Here is a 16,121-nt window from a genome sequence, read left to right as displayed (position 1 = left end):
CCGGGCGCGGCTACGCGTCGGCGAGGACGGCCTTGAGCTGGGCGGCGGCGCCCATCGCGTTGGGCCATCCGGGGGGGTAGAAGGCCAGGTGGGTGATGGCCTCGCTCAGCTCCTCGACCGCTTCTCTGCCATGCTCTTCGCTTCCTTCTTCCGTGACGTTTCGCCGTTGTGTGTTCCACGCTGCCACGGGCGCGGGCATCCGTGCAGAGGAGAAATACATCCTGGGAAGGGAACATCCTGGGAAGGATTTCTCCCCCTCTCGATCCGTGTATTCGCTGCAACACTGGAAGAATGAGTCCATCACCGCATCTGAACGAGCTGGGAGAATTCCTCAAGGCGCGCCGTGCCGAACTCACGCCCCGTGCCGTGGGTCTGCCCGACAGCGCCGGACAGCGTCGCGTGGCGGGCCTGCGACGCGAAGAGGTGGCGCAGCCGGCGGCGATCTCCACGGACTACTACACCCGTCTCGAACAGGGCCGCCTGCCGGCCTCCGCCCCCGTGCTGGAAGCCGTCGCGGGAGCCCTCGACCTGGATGAAGACCAGGGCAGGTACGTGTTCGGCCCCGCCGGCAAGGAAACGGCCAGGCCGCGCCGCCGGGCCCAGCAGAAGGTCCAGCCGCAGCTGCGCCGGGTCCTGGACGATCTCACGGCCACGCCGGCCATCGTCATGGGCCGCCGTATGGACATCCTCGCCTGGAACCCGCTCGCCGCCGCTATGGTCACCGATTTCGCAGCCGTGCCGGACAAGCACCGCAACTACGTCCGCATTCTTTTCACCGACCCTGCCATGCGGAATCTCTATGCCGATTGGAAAAGCGTCGCCCGGATGGCGGTCGCGCAACTGCGCATGGAGGCAGCCAAATATCCCGACGATCCACGGCTGACCGCTCTGGTCGGTGAACTGTGCGTCCAGGACACAGACTTCCGCACGTGGTGGGCGGCGCACCAAGTTGCCACCCTCAGCGTCGGATCCAAGACCCTTCTCCACCCTGTCGCCGGAGAGCTGTCGCTGGATTGGGACACCCTCACCGCCAGCACCGACCCCGACCAGCAACTGGTCGTATGGACCGCAGAAGTCGGATCGCCCACCCACGACGGTCTGCGCATCCTCGCGTCATGGGCCGCCGACCACGCCCGATCCTCGACCGCCTCGTAGTCGGGCGCGCGGCATGGCGAAGCTGTCCTACGAGGAGGAAGCTCCCGGTGTCCTCGATCCGGGAGCCGGGTTGTGCACTGGGCGGGGAGTCGTCATGTCGAGCAGCAGCAGGGCGTCGTGGTCGGGACTGCCGGGTTCGGCGGTGTAGACGCCGATGCGCTGCCCCGGGGTGCCCTCGACGTTGAGGGACTGCGAGGTCAGGGTGAGGGCTCCGACCAGCGGATGCTGGAACGTCTTGTGAGCGGGTTTGCGTCCTGCCACCTCGTAGCGCTCCCACAGACCCGCGAAGTCCGCGCTCTTCAGCAGGAGTTCGCCGACCAGGTTGGTCAGATCGGGCGCATCGGGTGCGGTGCCGGCCGTGGCGCGCAGGCGGGCCACGCAGGCGGTGATCTGGCGGTCCCAGTCGGGGAAGAGATCACGGGCGGCGGGGTGGAGGAACAGGTAGCGGGCGAGGTTGCGGTGCTTGGCGGGCCAGTCTTCGAGTCCCGCGTACAGGGCGAGGCCGCCGGGGTTCCACGCGAGCATGTCCATGCTGCGGCTGATCACGTACGCGGGATTCGGGCGCAGGGACTCCAGCAGCAGCCTGAGGTGGGGTCGCACGGTTCGGCTGGGCGCGGGTGGCGGTTCGGCGACGTATCGGGCGGCGCGGGCGGCCAGCTCGCGCAGGTGCTGGTGCTCTTGCTCGTCCATGTGCAGGGCGCGGGCGAGCGCGTCGAGGACGGCGGGGCTGGGGCGGGTCTCCTTGCCGCGTTCCAGACGAACGTAGTAGTCGATGCTGATGCCGGCCAGGGTGGCCACCTCCTCGCGGCGCAGTCCCGGGGTGCGCCGGGTGCCGGCGCCGGGCCTGAGGCCGACGTGTCCGGGGCTGGTCTGGGTGCGGCGGGCGCGCAGGTAGCGGCCCAGCTCGGCGCCCTCGCTAAGTGCGCTCGTCGATGCCATGAACCCAGTCTCACCCGCCCTGCCCCCGCCGCGCAGCGCCGAGGGGGGCCCTGTCATTACCCCCGAAGCGCCCGCCCTGCCACACGCGAGCAATCCGGGCGAAGGTGAAGGAGCAAGACACCCCGGCCCCGGCCCCGGCCGGGCAGGCGCGACCTGTCCGGCCGGGCGAAGGTGAAAGGGGCTGGACATCTGCGATGCGGAAGAGGGCGAGATGCGGTACATCAAACTGCGTGACCTGGAGGTTTCCCGGATCGGGCTGGGCGCCATGGGCATGTCCCACGGCTACACCGGCTCCGGCACAGACGACGCGGAGTCGACCCGGACCGTGCACCGGGCGCTGGAGCTGGGCGTCACCCTGATCGACACCGCCGAGATCTACGGCCCCTACACCAACGAAGACCTGCTCGGCCGCGCGCTGAAGGGGCGCCGGGACAAGGTGGTCCTCGCGACGAAGTTCGGCCTTGTCTCGCACGGCGGCGACGGCCCGTGGAACCTGGACTCCTCCCCGGCGAACATCCGCACCGCCGTCGAAGGCTCCCTCAAGCGCCTGGGCACCGATCACATCGACCTGTACTACCAGCACCGGGTGGACCCGAACACGCCGATCGAGGAGACCGCCGGCGCCGTGGGCGAACTGATCGCCGAGGGCAAGGTTCGCGCCTTCGGGCTCTCGGAGGCCGGACCGGACACGATCCGCCGTGCCCACGCCGTCCAGCCGGTCACCGCAGTACAGTCGGAGTACTCGCTGTTCACGCGCCGGATCGAGGAGCGGGTGCTGCCGCTGCTGCGGGAGCTGAACATCGGCCTGGTGCCGTTCTCCCCGCTCGGCCGCGGGATGCTGACCGGCACGGTGCGCTCCACCGACCAGTTCGACGAGAACGACTTCCGCCGCGGCAACCCGCGCTTCACCGGCGAGAACTTCCAGCGCAACCTGGCCCTGGCCGATCAGGTCAAGGCCCTGGCCGACGAGGTCGGCGCGACGCCGGGACAGGTGGCCTTGGCCTGGCTGCTCGTCCAGGGCGACGACATCGCCCCGATCCCCGGCACCAAGCGGGTGTCCCGGGTGGAGGAGAACGCCGCCGCCGACGCCGTCACCCTCACCCCGCAGCAGATCCATACGCTTACCGCCCTCCCGCCGGCCTCCGGCGCGACCCACACCGAGGCCCAGGCCCGGATGCTGGAGCGCTGACCCCACACCCGCGGGGCGCCGCGCTCCGCACCCCCGCAGCATCCCCGCTTGGAGTACTACTGGCATGCGTGCAGCCGTGATGTACGGCGCCGGAGACGTCCGCGTCGAAGACCGGTCCGACCCGAAGATCGTCCAGCCCACCGACGCGGTCGTACGCGTCCTCGCCTCCTGCGTATGCGGCAGCGATCTGTGGCCCTACGCCTCCATGCCCGCCACCGGCACCGGCCGCCCGATGGGGCACGAGTTCCTCGGCATCGTCGAGGACACCGGCGCAGAAGTGACCGGGCTGATGGCAGGCGACCTGGTCGTCGCCCCGTTCACCTACAGCGACAACACCTGCGACTACTGCGCCAAGGGTCTGCACATCTCATGTCGTCACGGCGGCCGGTACGGCTTCGACGGCGTGGACGGCGGCCAGGGTGAAGCCGTCCGCGTCCCGCAGGCCGCCGGCACCCTGGTCAAGCTGCCGGTGGGCGCGGACTCCGCGCTGCTGCCGTCCCTGCTGGCCCTGTCCGACGTGATGACCACCGGGCACCACGGCGCCGTCACCGCAGGCGTCGGGCGCGGCGACACCGTCCTCGTCGTCGGCGACGGCGCGGTCGGTCTGTGCGCGGTCATCGCCGCCGAGCGCCTCGGGGCCGAGCGGATCGTCCTCGCCGGCCGCCACCAGGCGCGCACGGATCTCGGGCGTGAGTTCGGTGCCACCGACGTGGTCGCCGAGCGCGGCGAGGAGGGCATCGCCCGCATCCGCGAGCTGACCGGCGGCGGGGTTGACAAGGTCATCGAGGCCGTCGGCACCCGCCAGACTCTCGACACCGCGCTCGGAGCCGTCCTGGACGGCGGCACCGTCAGCCGCCTCGGCGTGCCCCAGTACGAGCAGGGCCCGATCGGCCCGGCCGAGTTCATGCGGAACGTCACCCTGACCGGCGGCGCCAGCCCCGCCCGCGCCTACATCGACCGGCTGTTGCCCGATGTCCTGGACGGCACCATCGCCCCCGGCCGCGTCTTCGACCAGACCTTCACCCTCGACCGGACCCCGGATGCCTACCAGGCCATGGCCGAACGCCAGGTCCTCAAGGCTCTCATCCGCCCCTGACCAGGACCGCCCACCCGCACAGCAAAGGACACTCCCTGATGAAGACCGTCACCCTCAACAACGGCGTTGTCATGCCGCTGCTTGGCTTCGGCGTCTACCAGATCCCCGCCGAGGACACCGAACGCACCGTGTCCGACGCGCTCGCCGCCGGCTACCGGCTGCTGGACACCGCCGCGGCCTACGGCAACGAAGAGGCCGTAGGCCGCGCCATCGCCTCCAGCGGCATCCCGCGCGAGGACCTGTTCGTGACCACCAAGCTGTGGGTCCAGGACGCCCCCGCCCAGGACAACACCCGCCGCGCCTTCGAGACCTCGCTGACCAAGCTGGGGCTGGACCACCTCGACCTGTACCTGATGCACCAGCCCTTCGGCGACGTCTACGGCCAGTGGCGCGCCATGGAAGCCCTCAACCGCGACGGGCTGACCCGTGCGATCGGTGTCGCCAACTTCTACCCCGACCGCCTGATCGACCTGATCGTCAACAACGAGATCACGCCGCAGGTCAACCAGATCGAGACCCACCCCTTCTTCCAGCGCGCCGACTACCACGCCCTCATGCGCGAGCACGGCGTGCAGCACCAGTCCTGGGGCGGCTTCGCCGAGGGAAAGAACGACCTGTTCACCAACCCTCTCCTCGCGGGCATCGGCAAGGAACACGGCAAGTCCGTCGCGCAGGTCGTCCTGCGCTGGCTCACCCAGCGCGACGTCATCACCATCCCCAAGTCCGTACGGGCCGAGCGCATGGCGGAGAACTTCGACGTCTTCGACTCCGACCTGACCGACGAGCAGATGGCCGATATCGCCACCCTCGACACCGGCAACTCCCTGTTCTTCGACCACCACGACCCCGAGATCGTCACCTGGCTCGCCAAGCGGCGCCTCGACGCCTGATCCAAAGTTCCACGGCTGCAGCGGGCGGCAGGCCGTCGGCCTGCCGCCCTGTCCAGTGCTTCTGCAACAGCCCTTGGGTGAGGCTCGCCGTGTTTGCCGGCGGTGTGCGTCGTGTGGCTCACGTGTCACCGAGTGGGGGCGGGGTGAGGTCGTGGCGGCCGTCGATGACTTGTGAGCCGGTGGGGGCATGGTGGTCAGACGCTGTCCGGTGCCGCGGATACCAGTCGTGCCGATGGTGGTAGTGGTGCGCGCTGAGGGCGGGCTTCGAACGCCTGGATCGCCAGCCCGGCGAAGCGTCGGGAGGCCATGACCTGGGTGTCGGCCGATCTGGTGTGGATCCCTTTGTTGGCCATGAGGATGAGAATGAGGTCGTCCAGGACGAAGTCGGACCGCAGGCGCCCTGCGTCTTTGGCCCGCTGGGCCAGTCCGGCGACCGCTTTCACCGTGTACTCACGGCCCGCGACATCCGGCGCCCCCGGGAAGGCGGACATGAAGGCTTCGCTGAAACCGCGATCCCGCGCATGGAGTTCACAGATCTTCTCGATCACCAGGCACAGGCCACGCCACGGATCGGGATCGGCGCACCCGTCGTCGACGATGGTGCGACATGCCTGCAACTGGGCCGTGAAGGCTTCGGTGGCCAGCACCTGCTTGGTCGGGAAGTGACGGTACAAGGTGGCAGGTCCGACCCCCGCGGACCGCGCGATCTCCCGCATCGGCACGTCCAGGCCGTCGGCGGAGAACAGTGCCCGGGCCGCGTCGAGGATGCGCTCGCGGTTGCCCAGCGCGTCGGAGCGCAGGGTGTGAGGCAAACGGTCGCTCATGCTCTCACTTTACCTAAACGGACGGGGGCGTCCGTTAGCGTTCAGGACGTAGCAGCTCACCGAGATCATCAGGGCGCACGTGCGCACAGCATCGGGGCTGAACCCCTGCCGCGCCGTGAACCCCCTCCCGCCGTCGGTGGCGATCGGCGGATGGTTCCGAGCAGCGACCGCACGTGATCGGTCCAAGAACATGGGAGACGACATTGAAGGCAATCGCGATCCAGACGTACGGAGGTCCCGAAGGCCTGGCCGTTGTCGACCTGCCGGCTCCCGCACCCGCTGCCGGTCAGGTGGTAATCGCCACCGAGGCCGCGGGCGTCGGTGGAGTCGACACCGTGATCCGAAGCGGGGCCCTGGCCGCCTATGGCTTCAAGGAGGGGCACATCCCGGGAAGTGAGGTGGCGGGAGCGGTGACCGCGGTGGGTGACGGCGTCGACGTCTCATGGATCGGCAGGCGGGTGTGGGCCTTCACCGGCACCGGCGGAGGCTATGTCGAACAGGCCCTCGCGCCGGTCGAGGAGGTCGTTCCCCTGCCCGTGGACCTGTCCGCAGTCGATGCGGTGACACTCGGCAGTTCCGGCGTGGTGGCCCACTTCGGGCTCCGCCACGCCCACTTCATTCCCGGGGAGACGGTCCTTGTCCGTGGCGCGGCCGGCAGCATCGGGATCATGGCAGTGCAACTCGCCGCTCGCGGCGGAGCCGCCGCGGTCGCGGTCACCACTTCCTCGGCCGAGCGAGGTGAGCGGCTACGACGTCTCGGCGCGACCCACGTGCTGGACCGCTCCGGCGAAGGAGGGGAACACGCCCCTTCAGGCTATGACGTCATCATCGACGTGGTGGCCGGCCAGGACATGCCGTCGTTCTTCGACCGGCTCAACCCGAACGGCCGCATGGTGGCCGTGGGCGCTGTCGCAGGCCAGCCGCCGACCGACTTCGGTACGAAGATCATGGCGTCGTTCCAGAAGTCGATGTCCTTCGCCGCTTTCAGCGCGGCCACCGTCACCGGAGCCGAACGGAGTGCCGTGCGGAGCCAGCAGTTCGCCGCAGCGGGCCGCGGCGAGATCACCACAGTGGTGCACGAGGTGCTGCCACTGGACGCAGCCGTGCTGGCGCACCAGAAGATGTACGCGGGCGAGGTCTTCGGGAGGATCGTGCTGACACCGTAGTCGAAGGTATCCAGGCCGGGCCTGCCGCGATCCCGGGGCAGTCGCGGCGGGGGAGTCCAATGGCGGTGCAGGTCTCACCCCTTGAGGGAGGCGCCGATCTCGGTTTACCCCCTGTGACCGCACGACGCGGCAGCGGCTGGCCGGGGCCGTCAGCCTGCCAGGTCCTGGATCGCCGTAATCCGCCCCAGGCTCCTGAGCACTGTGTCAGGGCGTCAAGGCGCCAGCCAGGATGCGCAGCCCCGCTTCCTGATCGCCGGTCCAGCCATAGGCGGCATCCGCGCTGCGCATACGTCCCCACAGGAGCAGCACCAGCTGTTCCGCCGTCGCCGTGAGCGTGGCCACGGCAGGGCCAGGGCCGTACACCCAGGATGTTCCGGTGTCCGTCGCGTGCAGTCGCAGGGCGTGCTGCGGGGGTTGAGCCCGTCCTCGGGCTATCTGCCTGGGTGCCATCGTGTCGAGGACCTCGGTCACGCCTTCGCCGGCCAGGACCGGGTCGAGCGGTCGACTACTGCCCAGTGCGTTCTCCGCATCCCAGCGGTGAATGAGCGCCTCCAGCGCACGGCGCCGCTGCCAGAAACCCACCGTGTGCGGCGGATGGAAAGTCCAGGCGCTCGCACTCGGATCGGTGTCGAGGGTCTTGAGCAGAGTCTCTGAACTCTCCTCGAACCACCGCAGGAACTCGTCCGGATCACGCGGAGCCGAGGTGGCCTCGTGCTCGCCGTGCTGCTCGGTGACTGCGGCTGCCGCCCACAGATTTGAGCTGCCCAGGTGCTCGGCCAGGTCGTGGAGTGTCCACTCGCCGCAGTGTTCGATGGGTACAGACAGATCACCATCGAGGCATGCGCGGAAAGCGTCGAGTTCGTTGCTCAGGTGCTGCAGCAGAGATTCCGAGTCCATGACGAGCGAACCTAACCCAGCCCACTGACGTCGCGACCGGGACCCGCCCCGCCACCTACTTCCCTGGCGACCAGGGTGCGGAGCGCAAGTGCCCGACGCTACGTCGGTCACGGACCTCTGAAGGTCTGTCAGCCGCCTTGCCCACCGCGACCATGGAGACGATCACCCAGCCCGGGTTCGGGTCCAGCTCCTTGGTGAGCCCTTCCAGGTCGAAGGCCCGGAATTGGTGCGCTGCGAGGCCCATGGCCTGGGCCTGAACAGTCATGTGGGCGACGGCTTGGCCGAGGTCGTAATCTGCGAATTCGGAGTAAAGCAACTGTGTGTCATCAACGTGTCGGCGCGTCAGCGTGACGACGAGCAGGCTCGCGTCCGTCGCCCAGCGGGCCGAGCTCGGCGCAAGGTGAGGGAGCACCCGGTCATGCTCCGGCTCACCGGGCCTGCCGATGAAGAAACCCCACGGCTGGGAGTTTCCCGCCGACGGTGCCCACCGCGCGGCCTCCAGCAGGAGTCCGAGGGCAAGGTTGTCGACCACCGCCGACGGATCGAACCGGTAGGGGCTGAAGCGTCCGGCAAGCAGTGGGTGTATGCCGCTGGGCGGCTCCTGAGGATGATGCACGTTCCGCTGCAACCGGCGACCGTGAGTGCGTATTCCGGCGGGTGCACGCACAGACACCGGCCACACCGGACGGTCTACCAGAACGAAGATCGACGAGGGGAATGCCCACTCACTGATCACGACTCGATACGCACCCTTGTTCGGTGAGCCAGGGTAACTGCCCGTGACTTCAGGTCGACTCGCCTTCGACACGCCGAGGCGCCCACGCCCGCATCCGCCCCCAGCCCTTCCCAATTCGAGGAGGACGTCACATGTCCGATCAGGCGACTGTCGCGGACTCTGTTGTGTCCCTTGACATGCGTATGGCCCGGCACGTGTGCCGGGCCATACACGCCGCGCGGTCAGGGGCTGGGTGCGCGGTGGGGGAGTGTCAGCGCTTGTGGGCGTCCTTGATCTTTTCCTTGGCCTCGCGGGCGTTGCCCTTGGCCTGGTCGACGTGGCCCTCGGCAGTGAGGCGTTCGTTGCCCACGGTGCGTCCGGCGGCTTCCTTGACCTTGCCCTTGGTCTGCTCGGTCTTGGCCTGGGTCTTCTCGCTGGCAGCCATGTCACTCACACCTTGCTGGTCGACTTCAGGTACACCCACCGCCTGACCCGCCTGGCCGCATCCAAACATCACGCCCCACGTCGGTGAGTGAGACCCGTCGGGCGCTTTGCATCATCGACCGGCAGCAGGGTGGGGCCGAGGCGCTTGCGTCCGAGCGAATCCAACTGCTGGCACGTCGTATATGCCACTGCCGGCGAGGGGGACTCTCTCAGCTCGGTGCCCCTGTGAGGCGCCTGCCGTGTCGTTCACCCGCAACAGACGTCTGCCGACCACGTCGACGAACAGGAACGATACGTACCGCGCGCCGAACCGGGCACGCAGATTGCGGGCCACGACATCAAGCGAGTCCACCGGTGCGGCATCCTCTGCCGCAGCCAGCACTTCAGCCAGTCCAAGCCGATCACACGCCACCACAGCCTCCAAAAGTCAAGAGGGCTTCTGCCCGCCCACCCGCCCGCAGCGCGTCAGTCGAGGAATCAGTACTCGGGGGCTGTCCGTCATCACCACCACTGGGTGGTGATGACGGACAGCCTGACGGGGACGTGGCGGCGGGCCGAGCGGCCCATCCGCATGGAGCTCCCGTACGACCGGCCCCGTGCCCCTTCCGCGTGGGCGGCCCCGCCCACACATCGCCCCGGCCACGGTGTGGCGGATGACCCGGCCGGGCCGCCCGCCTGTCATCTGAGGTCAGGCCGCAGAAGGCTCGCGAACGCCAAGCAGCTCCAGTCCTACCCGGTCTGGGCGGCGTTCATCTGAACCGGCATCCACGTCTCCATGACCGTCACGATCTCCGCCAGCCGGGACTCGAAGGCCACCACACCGACCTCGCCGGCTCCGTATTCCTGCCACAGCCCGACGAGCTGATCCTCCCGCTCGCCGAGGTCGATCAGCTTGTCGGCGAGTGCGAAGCCGTCCAGGGAAGACTTCCCGACCTCAAGCAGCCAACGACTTGCGGCCGCATCCGCGGTGATGCCGCGGCCCGCCAGCTCGACGACCCTGAACGGCACCCCAGGATCAGCGGCCACAGCCAGAAACACGGCCAGCGACACCGAGTTGCGCACGGCCCCCTCCGCCACCCGACAGTCCCTCCCCGCAGCAGCAAGTCGCACGGTGATCGCGGCAAGTCGGCAGCCTACTGGGATCCCCGGCCAAGTGTCCTGAACGGGCCACTAGGCCGTCTCATTCGGGATCTTGCATGATGACCGGCATGAACACGGAAACCGGTGACCCAGCCGAGTTGGCTGCCCTCCGCGAGATCTTCGCATCCCGTCCGGAGGCTCTGCCGCCCATCGGCTCGGATGCGGTGCGGTCCTTCGAAGCGGAGCACGGCATTCTGCTTCCGGAGCCGTACCGCACATTCGTGGCGGAGGTCTGCGACGGTCTGCGCGCGGGGCCGCCCTACTACGGTCTGCTGTCCCTCGCGCAAACGCCCAACGACTGGGGCTCAGGCCGCCCCGAGCGCCTGCTCGCCGAGCCTTTTCCTCTCACGGAGGCATGGCTGTGGGAGGCGGAGGGCGACGAGGCGGCTCTGTCTGAGCAGGAGCTCGAAGACCGGACAGACCCCGTGTACGACCACGGCTCACTGCTGTTGGGCACCGATGGCTGCGGCATGTACTGGCACCTGATCGTCACCGGTCCGCAGCGCGGTCACGTCTGGCTGATCGACGAGAACGGCGCCATACCCTTCGGCACCCGGCCGGGCACCTGCCTGATGCCGGGCACGCCCGGATTCGCGGGCTGGGTGACCCGCTGGGCCCAGGGCCGCTCCTGGTTCGCGGATGCCTGATTGTGGCCTTTCACCCCCGCGGTGCGACACGGATACGGTTCCCGTCAGGATCGGCTGCGAGGAAGGTCAGCCCGAACCCCGCATCATGTGGCTCCTGCAGGATCGTGACGCCTTTGGACTGCCACTGCTTGAAGATCGCATTGATCTCGTCGGGCCCATCGTTGCTGGCCAGACAGACCTCACTGGTGCGCGGGACGTCCGCTGACAGATCGTCGAACCGGCCAGACCACAAAGCGAGGTCAGCGCCTGGCCCGAGGTCGAAGGTGATGTATCTCCGAGTCTCGAACGAAGGGCTCATGCCGAGGAGGTCGCCGTAGAAGCGCGCCGCGGCGGGAGCGTCGTTCACATAGACGATGGACACGACGGACGTGGTCATGGCTGTTCCTTCTCAGAGGTCGTAGGTACGCACCCACCAGCCTCACCGGGATATGCGCCGTCCTCTGTCGCAATTTCTGAGAAAATTGGTGCGTGACCCCAGACCGCTTCTTCTCCCTGGTGCTGCTCCTGGCATCGAGGGATGCCGTGACCACACAGGAACTTGCCTCGGCTCTCGGAGTGTCCCTTCGAACCATCACCCGGGATCTGAACTGGCTCCGCGACGCCGGTCTGCCGGTGACCGCGCAACGGGGCCGCCTCGGAGGTGTGACCATGCTGCCCGGGTCCGGGCTCGACGTCACGCGACTCACGCCGGGGGAGCGTGATCATCTCTCGCTCGCCGGGCTGGACGAGAAGCAACGTGCGGAGCTCGACGCATCGGTCGAAAGCCGGCGCGCGCTCTCCAAGATCGCCGCCGCAGAGTCACGTCGAGTGGATGAGCGCCTGCCGCTCACCGACGTAGTGCACGTGGACAGCCGCCCCTGGCTCCAGGCACGAACCTCCGGCACGACTCCGGCTTCGCTGATCGGAGCGGTGCGGCGAGGCCGTCGGCTACGGATCGAGTACGACAGCACACGCGAGTCGAGCCCACGCGACCTGGTCGTGGATCCCTACGGGCTGTTCGCCAAGGCCGGCATCTGGTACCTCGTCGCCGACTGTGCCCGAGTGCCACGGATGTACCGACTTGAACGGATCACCACGTGGAAGGAAGTCGACCAGCCGCGACGGATCCGCGAGAACCAGACCCTGGCCACCGTCGCTGCAGCGCTCGTTGACCAGTGGGAACACAACCATGCGATAGAGGTCAGCGCCACCATCGACCAGACCCAGATCGAGCGAGCGCGACGGATCCTCGGCCAACGACTCGTCCAAGACGACCATGAGGAATCCACCACCGGCCACAGGGTGAGGATCCGGTTCCCGCACCTGGAGGACGTGCGAGCACTATTGCCGTTCGGGAGCACCATCACTGTGCACGGCCCCGCCGAAGCCAGAGCTCGCCTGGGCGACCTCGCCACCGACCTCGCCCACCACTATGCGCCGTCACCAACGTCCTGACCCGCAACGACTAGTGGCGGTTCTGGAGCTACAGGCTGGTGGCGCCGGCGAGAGCCGTTCCCGAGGCGAGGCACAGGCCGCGGAAGAGCTGGCGGCCACTGCTTTGCCCCGGAATCCATCACTCAAGATCTGCGACAGCTGCGGTGGCTGGGCTGAGACCCTACGGTGACACGAAGCGGTACGTCAGCCGGGACGCGGGCGTAGTGCGTGACCCACGCTGCAGGCGAGGCGTTCCGGCCTCCGCAGTGGGCCCGGCGCAACTGACGCGGGCTGTTGGGGCGTCCGTGGAGGTGGCGGGTCCAACACGGCTGAGACCGTGTGATGGGCGCCGGCCGGACGGTGTCGAGCGAAGGAGGCGTGCCTGACGTGTCGTGGAGATGGATGATCACGGGTGCAGTCGTGGCGGTGGGGGCCGCGCTAGGTGCCGTGCGGGCGAAGAGAGTGCTGGGCAACCCCTTCGGGGCGGTGGAGAAGGAACTGGACAAGCGGGATCGGACGCTGCGCGAGGAACACCCCGATACCGTGGCGCTCCGGCACCAGGCCCACTACCTGAGCGAGACCGGAGACCTGGCCGGCGCCGTGGAAGTCTCCGAACGGATGCTCGCCGAGCGGGTGCGGGCGCTGGGCGAGGACGACCCTCATGGCCTCGTCACTCGGTACAACCTGGCCACCCTGCGCGGTAGAGCGGGGGACGGCGCCGGTGCCGCCGAGGCGTTCGAACGGCTGGCGCTCGACATGGAGCGGGTGCACGGATCCGACTACATCTACACCGGCCAGGCCAGGCGCGCCGCCGTCCACTGGCGAAAGGAAGCGGAAGGCGGCAGCCAGGGCACCGAGTGACGATAGGGGCGCAGGACGTCCTGACCCGGCTGCGCGTCGACCGCATCCCGACCGCATGAGCGACGACCCGGCCCTGACGCCGGCCCAGGCCGCCGCCGCGCTCGGCTACCCGGCCGGACAGGTCCGTCGCGCCAACGCACGGGCGGACGCCGTCCTGCCCGCCCGCCACGTCGGCCTATACCTGGCCGACGTCACCACCGCTCTGCACCGCGCTGGCTGGACCACCACCCCGGCCATGCCTGACATCCAGTTCCCTGGCGATGACGGGGTAGTTGCCGCGCTCGTGCTAGTAGGCGACCAGGCCCCGGCCCCCGCCCTGGTCTGGGACGAGCAGTACGGATGGCGTACCGCGACATCCCGCCGCCACCCGATCGCCCGGGGCGCAGCCCTTCCCTCTGAGGGCGAGGGCGTGCGCAGCCTCGCCGGGGGCATCACCCGCCGCCCGGCGACGCCGTCGCCGCCCTCACGAGCCCCGACGCATAGCCCAGGAAGCACCCGCGCACCTTTCACCCCACCCGATCACGACCCAGGAACAGGCGGCGCGAGAGCGGGACACTCTGCTCGGTCTCATCGCACGCGGCCTGTGCGGCCTTCGCTGGGGCCACTCTTCTTGTCGGCATGGTTTACACCGCACGCTCCTATGCCCTGGCCCGTCGGGGGCAGGGCGGAGCGTTTCCGCGTCGCAGGTGACCAGCTGCCCAAGGACAGCGGACCCAAGGCGCTCGCTGTCACGAAGACGCCACATCGCACCAACCCTGGGTGGGGGACTGCTTACCCGGCGGTGACCTTGTACCGGGCCCGCAGGTGGGCCAGGAAGGTGTCAGCGTCGCCGTAGTCCTGGTCCTGCGCTCCATTGCGGTGGAGTTCTAGCCGGCTGTCGGGGTGCAGGCGGACGGTGGTGGTCGCCTGCCGCGCCGTCGCCGCCACCGCTGCGGTGTCGGTGGAGGCCGGTATCTGCAGAACGGGGATGGTGGCGGGGAACATGGCCAGTGCTTCCTCGACGGTGGCGGCGGGTGGGTGCCCGGTGCGGTTGGCGCTGGAGACGTACAGCACCGGGTGTTCGTCCAGCAGGGACCGCAGGGGCTTCCAGCGGGCGCCGAACAGCAGCACCCAGCCGTCCTTCTCGCCCGGAGTGAGCCAGGCCGGGCGCTTCTCGCCGGGCCGCAGCGGCAGGAGGACCGTGAGGTGTTCTTCGCCCAGCAGCCGCCGTGCCAGTGTCCTGTCCTGCGGTGTGAGGTCCCACAGCCGGTCGAGCGTCTCCAGGGTGTCGGGATGGTGGGCCCACAGGGCGACCGGTTGGTTGGCGTCCCGGCCCTTGGCCTCATTGACGGCCCGGGAACGGGTGGCGGTGACGACATAGGTCAGCGGCGCCGGGTTGGGCAGGACGACCGCCTCGCCCGCGGCGAGGGTGTCGCGCACGTGGGCGGGGCCGGCCGGGGTCCGGGATGGGGTGTGCGCGTGGGAGGTCACGGCATGCTCCCGGCGGTGGTGGTGTAGGAGAGGCCCTCAAGGTAGTCGGCGAACGCGGCGTCGTCGGTGACGGACCGTCCGGTCGCGAAGGCCCGTCTCTTGACCCAGGCCATCGCCGCGCGCGCCTGGTCCTTGTCGAGCGTGTGGCCGAGGCGGGCGGCGACCGCGATGACGACCCGCACGCTCGCCAGTTGGGTCAGCACCGCGCGCGGCTCGATGCCCAGCAGCTGCTGCGGGTCGTAGGGCTGGAACAGTTCCGGGTGGACGAAAGGCGTACCGGTGGAGATGGTGCCCACGCCGGTGCCGACGATCGGGGTGGTCACCGACAGCGGCACCCCGGTCTCGTCCGCCACCATCCGTGCGATGGCCGGCAGACGGGTCAGGTCCGGATCGGTCCACCACGGTGCACCGTCGAGAAGTTCGGGTGCGTGCCGGGCGAGGAGGAACAGCAACTGCTCGGTGGCGACCAGTCCGGCGCGCTCCGCGATGCCCAGCCAGGAGGAGGAGAGCACCCGAACCCCGGCGGCCAGGGCTTGCAGACTGTTGGCAAGACCCAGACCGAGATCGTTGTGCAGGTGCGAGGCAAGCACAGTCTCCCCGCCCGCCGCGGCCCCGACCGCGGTGAACATCTGCCGGCAGGCGTCGGGAAGCTGGGCGCCGACAGTGTCCGCCAGGACCACCAGCCCGGCGCCGACAGCGGTCAGCTCCCCGGCAAAGGTGCCCATCAGCGCGTGGTCGGCGCGGGAGGCATCGGCCAGGCACACATCCACCGCCACCTCCTCATCCAGGTCGCGGGCCCGCTTGACCAGATCAACCCCGGCCTGAAGGGCTTCGGCAGCCGGGCGGTGGACCATCACCCGTGCCATCGCCTCCGAGGCCGGCACCACCACCATCACTCGTGCGTGACGGCTGCCCCGCACCGACGCCATCGCCTGCTCCACATCACGAACCGCCCCCCGGCACACCGCCGCCACACTCACCGCGCCCTCCGCCTCAGCCGCGACCCGGCGCACGGCCTCGTACTCCTCCGCGCACACCGCGGGGAACCCGGCGGCGAACACCACATGCCGCACCCCCTCCCCGCCGAAGACCCGGCCGGTCTCGACCGCCAGCCGCACCCGAGCCCCGGCCGACATCAGGGTCTTGGCCTGGGCGCCGTCCCGGGCGGATTCCTCCCAAAGCACCACCCGCCCCGCCACCGCGGACTCGCGCACCACATCCACCGCCACTGAGCCCCTCCCACCGTTCTTGACGATCACCGCCCCATGACGGTGA

The 16,121-nt window shown here is 69.2% G+C and carries 18 protein-coding genes and 1 pseudogene; 8 read left to right on the top strand and 11 right to left on the bottom strand.

Annotated elements, in window-relative coordinates; translation table 11 throughout:
• Positions 1-10 precede the first annotated feature (10 nt).
• Entirely contained in the window at positions 11-220 is a 210-nt protein-coding gene (locus OG408_RS00655) for a hypothetical protein (RefSeq protein ID WP_326674683.1), read from the bottom strand.
• A gap of 71 nt (positions 221-291) precedes the next feature.
• Here OG408_RS00655 and OG408_RS00650 point away from each other — a divergent pair, with 71 nt between their 5' ends.
• On the top strand, positions 292-1,155 hold the full coding sequence (locus OG408_RS00650; protein ID WP_326667357.1) for a helix-turn-helix domain-containing protein: 864 nt from the start codon (positions 292-294) through the stop codon (positions 1,153-1,155).
• A gap of 27 nt (positions 1,156-1,182) precedes the next feature.
• On the opposite strand, the gene OG408_RS00645 is transcribed toward OG408_RS00650, so the two are convergent.
• The gene (locus OG408_RS00645) at positions 1,183-2,094 is read right to left on the bottom strand and encodes a helix-turn-helix transcriptional regulator (RefSeq protein WP_326667355.1); all 912 of its coding nucleotides are present in this window, start codon (positions 2,092-2,094) and stop codon (positions 1,183-1,185) included.
• A 211-nt stretch (positions 2,095-2,305) separates the two neighbouring features.
• Between OG408_RS00645 and OG408_RS00640 the strand changes: the two genes are divergently transcribed.
• The 3 genes from OG408_RS00640 to OG408_RS00630 all read left to right on the top strand — a co-directional run bounded on the left by OG408_RS00640 (position 2,306) and on the right by OG408_RS00630 (position 5,269).
• Positions 2,306-3,283, top strand: coding sequence for an aldo/keto reductase (locus OG408_RS00640; RefSeq protein WP_326667353.1), 978 nt, complete (start codon positions 2,306-2,308; stop codon positions 3,281-3,283).
• 64 nt (positions 3,284-3,347) lie between these two features.
• Entirely contained in the window at positions 3,348-4,379 is a 1,032-nt protein-coding gene (locus OG408_RS00635) for a zinc-binding dehydrogenase (protein ID WP_285573186.1), read from the top strand.
• Positions 4,380-4,417: 38 nt separating this feature from the next.
• Positions 4,418-5,269, top strand: coding sequence for an aldo/keto reductase (locus OG408_RS00630; protein WP_326667351.1), 852 nt, complete (start codon positions 4,418-4,420; stop codon positions 5,267-5,269).
• Positions 5,270-5,463: 194 nt separating this feature from the next.
• On the opposite strand, the gene OG408_RS00625 is transcribed toward OG408_RS00630, so the two are convergent.
• Entirely contained in the window at positions 5,464-6,093 is a 630-nt protein-coding gene (locus OG408_RS00625) for a TetR/AcrR family transcriptional regulator (RefSeq protein WP_326667350.1), read from the bottom strand.
• A gap of 203 nt (positions 6,094-6,296) precedes the next feature.
• Between OG408_RS00625 and OG408_RS00620 the strand changes: the two genes are divergently transcribed.
• A complete protein-coding gene (locus OG408_RS00620) occupies positions 6,297-7,259 on the top strand; it encodes a zinc-binding dehydrogenase (RefSeq protein WP_326667349.1) in 963 nt (320 codons plus the stop codon).
• A 204-nt stretch (positions 7,260-7,463) separates the two neighbouring features.
• On the opposite strand, the gene OG408_RS00615 is transcribed toward OG408_RS00620, so the two are convergent.
• From OG408_RS00615 to OG408_RS00595, 5 genes and pseudogenes are all read right to left on the bottom strand, one after another.
• A complete protein-coding gene (locus tag OG408_RS00615; protein WP_326667347.1) occupies positions 7,464-8,156 on the bottom strand; it encodes a maleylpyruvate isomerase family mycothiol-dependent enzyme in 693 nt (230 codons plus the stop codon).
• Between the two features lie 55 nt (positions 8,157-8,211).
• Positions 8,212-8,772: a nitroreductase family protein gene (locus OG408_RS00610; RefSeq protein ID WP_326674435.1), complete on the bottom strand. Its 561-nt coding sequence runs from the start codon at positions 8,770-8,772 to the stop codon at positions 8,212-8,214.
• Between the two features lie 370 nt (positions 8,773-9,142).
• Positions 9,143-9,316 (bottom strand): CsbD family protein, encoded by a 174-nt coding sequence (locus OG408_RS00605; RefSeq protein ID WP_326667345.1) that lies wholly within the window; start codon positions 9,314-9,316, stop codon positions 9,143-9,145.
• Positions 9,317-9,490: 174 nt separating this feature from the next.
• A pseudogene (locus tag OG408_RS00600) lies at positions 9,491-9,727 on the bottom strand (serine/threonine-protein phosphatase); the annotation flags it as partial.
• Positions 9,728-10,044: 317 nt separating this feature from the next.
• Positions 10,045-10,377: a hypothetical protein gene (locus tag OG408_RS00595; protein ID WP_326667343.1), complete on the bottom strand. Its 333-nt coding sequence runs from the start codon at positions 10,375-10,377 to the stop codon at positions 10,045-10,047.
• Positions 10,378-10,511: 134 nt separating this feature from the next.
• Between OG408_RS00595 and OG408_RS00590 the strand changes: the two genes are divergently transcribed.
• On the top strand, positions 10,512-11,102 hold the full coding sequence (locus OG408_RS00590) for an SMI1/KNR4 family protein (protein ID WP_326667341.1): 591 nt from the start codon (positions 10,512-10,514) through the stop codon (positions 11,100-11,102).
• Between the two features lie 10 nt (positions 11,103-11,112).
• Here OG408_RS00590 and OG408_RS00585 read toward each other — a convergent pair whose 3' ends face one another.
• The gene (locus OG408_RS00585; RefSeq protein WP_018535840.1) at positions 11,113-11,478 is read right to left on the bottom strand and encodes a VOC family protein; all 366 of its coding nucleotides are present in this window, start codon (positions 11,476-11,478) and stop codon (positions 11,113-11,115) included.
• Between the two features lie 92 nt (positions 11,479-11,570).
• On the opposite strand from OG408_RS00585, the gene OG408_RS00580 reads away from it, so the two are divergent.
• Together OG408_RS00580 and OG408_RS00575 are read left to right on the top strand one after the other, a co-directional pair.
• Positions 11,571-12,536 carry a helix-turn-helix transcriptional regulator gene (locus tag OG408_RS00580; RefSeq protein WP_326667337.1) on the top strand — a complete coding sequence of 322 codons (966 nt, stop codon included), beginning with the start codon at positions 11,571-11,573 and terminating at the stop codon, positions 12,534-12,536.
• 381 nt (positions 12,537-12,917) lie between these two features.
• Complete coding sequence (locus OG408_RS00575; protein ID WP_326667335.1) at positions 12,918-13,376, top strand: hypothetical protein; 459 nt, start codon at positions 12,918-12,920, stop codon at positions 13,374-13,376.
• 771 nt (positions 13,377-14,147) lie between these two features.
• On the opposite strand, the gene OG408_RS00570 is transcribed toward OG408_RS00575, so the two are convergent.
• Both OG408_RS00570 and OG408_RS00565 read right to left on the bottom strand, forming a co-directional pair.
• Positions 14,148-14,846, bottom strand: coding sequence for a Sua5/YciO/YrdC/YwlC family protein (locus OG408_RS00570; RefSeq protein ID WP_326667333.1), 699 nt, complete (start codon positions 14,844-14,846; stop codon positions 14,148-14,150).
• Positions 14,843-16,075, bottom strand: a complete 1,233-nt coding sequence (locus OG408_RS00565) for a 2-isopropylmalate synthase (protein ID WP_326667331.1) — start codon at positions 16,073-16,075, stop codon at positions 14,843-14,845. Before OG408_RS00565 ends, OG408_RS00570 begins: the two co-directional genes overlap by 4 nt.
• Positions 16,076-16,121 lie beyond the last annotated feature (46 nt).

The organism is Streptomyces sp. NBC_01257 (assembly GCF_035917255.1).
GTDB lineage: Bacteria > Actinomycetota > Actinomycetes > Streptomycetales > Streptomycetaceae > Streptomyces.
The sequence above is the reverse complement of the archived record's forward strand: the minus strand, read 5'-3'. Positions and strand labels throughout refer to the sequence as shown.

Coding starts and splice junctions, on each gene's coding strand:
- OG408_RS00655 (WP_326674683.1), bottom strand. CDS start 220: ATGTATTTCTCCTCTGCACGGATGCCCGCGCCCGTGGCAGCGTGGAAC.
- OG408_RS00650 (WP_326667357.1), top strand. CDS start 292: ATGAGTCCATCACCGCATCTGAACGAGCTGGGAGAATTCCTCAAGGCG.
- OG408_RS00645 (WP_326667355.1), bottom strand. CDS start 2,094: ATGGCATCGACGAGCGCACTTAGCGAGGGCGCCGAGCTGGGCCGCTAC.
- OG408_RS00640 (WP_326667353.1), top strand. CDS start 2,306: ATGCGGTACATCAAACTGCGTGACCTGGAGGTTTCCCGGATCGGGCTG.
- OG408_RS00635 (WP_285573186.1), top strand. CDS start 3,348: ATGCGTGCAGCCGTGATGTACGGCGCCGGAGACGTCCGCGTCGAAGAC.
- OG408_RS00630 (WP_326667351.1), top strand. CDS start 4,418: ATGAAGACCGTCACCCTCAACAACGGCGTTGTCATGCCGCTGCTTGGC.
- OG408_RS00625 (WP_326667350.1), bottom strand. CDS start 6,093: ATGAGCGACCGTTTGCCTCACACCCTGCGCTCCGACGCGCTGGGCAAC.
- OG408_RS00615 (WP_326667347.1), bottom strand. CDS start 8,156: ATGGACTCGGAATCTCTGCTGCAGCACCTGAGCAACGAACTCGACGCT.
- OG408_RS00605 (WP_326667345.1), bottom strand. CDS start 9,316: ATGGCTGCCAGCGAGAAGACCCAGGCCAAGACCGAGCAGACCAAGGGC.
- OG408_RS00590 (WP_326667341.1), top strand. CDS start 10,512: ATGATGACCGGCATGAACACGGAAACCGGTGACCCAGCCGAGTTGGCT.
- OG408_RS00585 (WP_018535840.1), bottom strand. CDS start 11,478: ATGACCACGTCCGTCGTGTCCATCGTCTATGTGAACGACGCTCCCGCC.
- OG408_RS00575 (WP_326667335.1), top strand. CDS start 12,918: ATGATCACGGGTGCAGTCGTGGCGGTGGGGGCCGCGCTAGGTGCCGTG.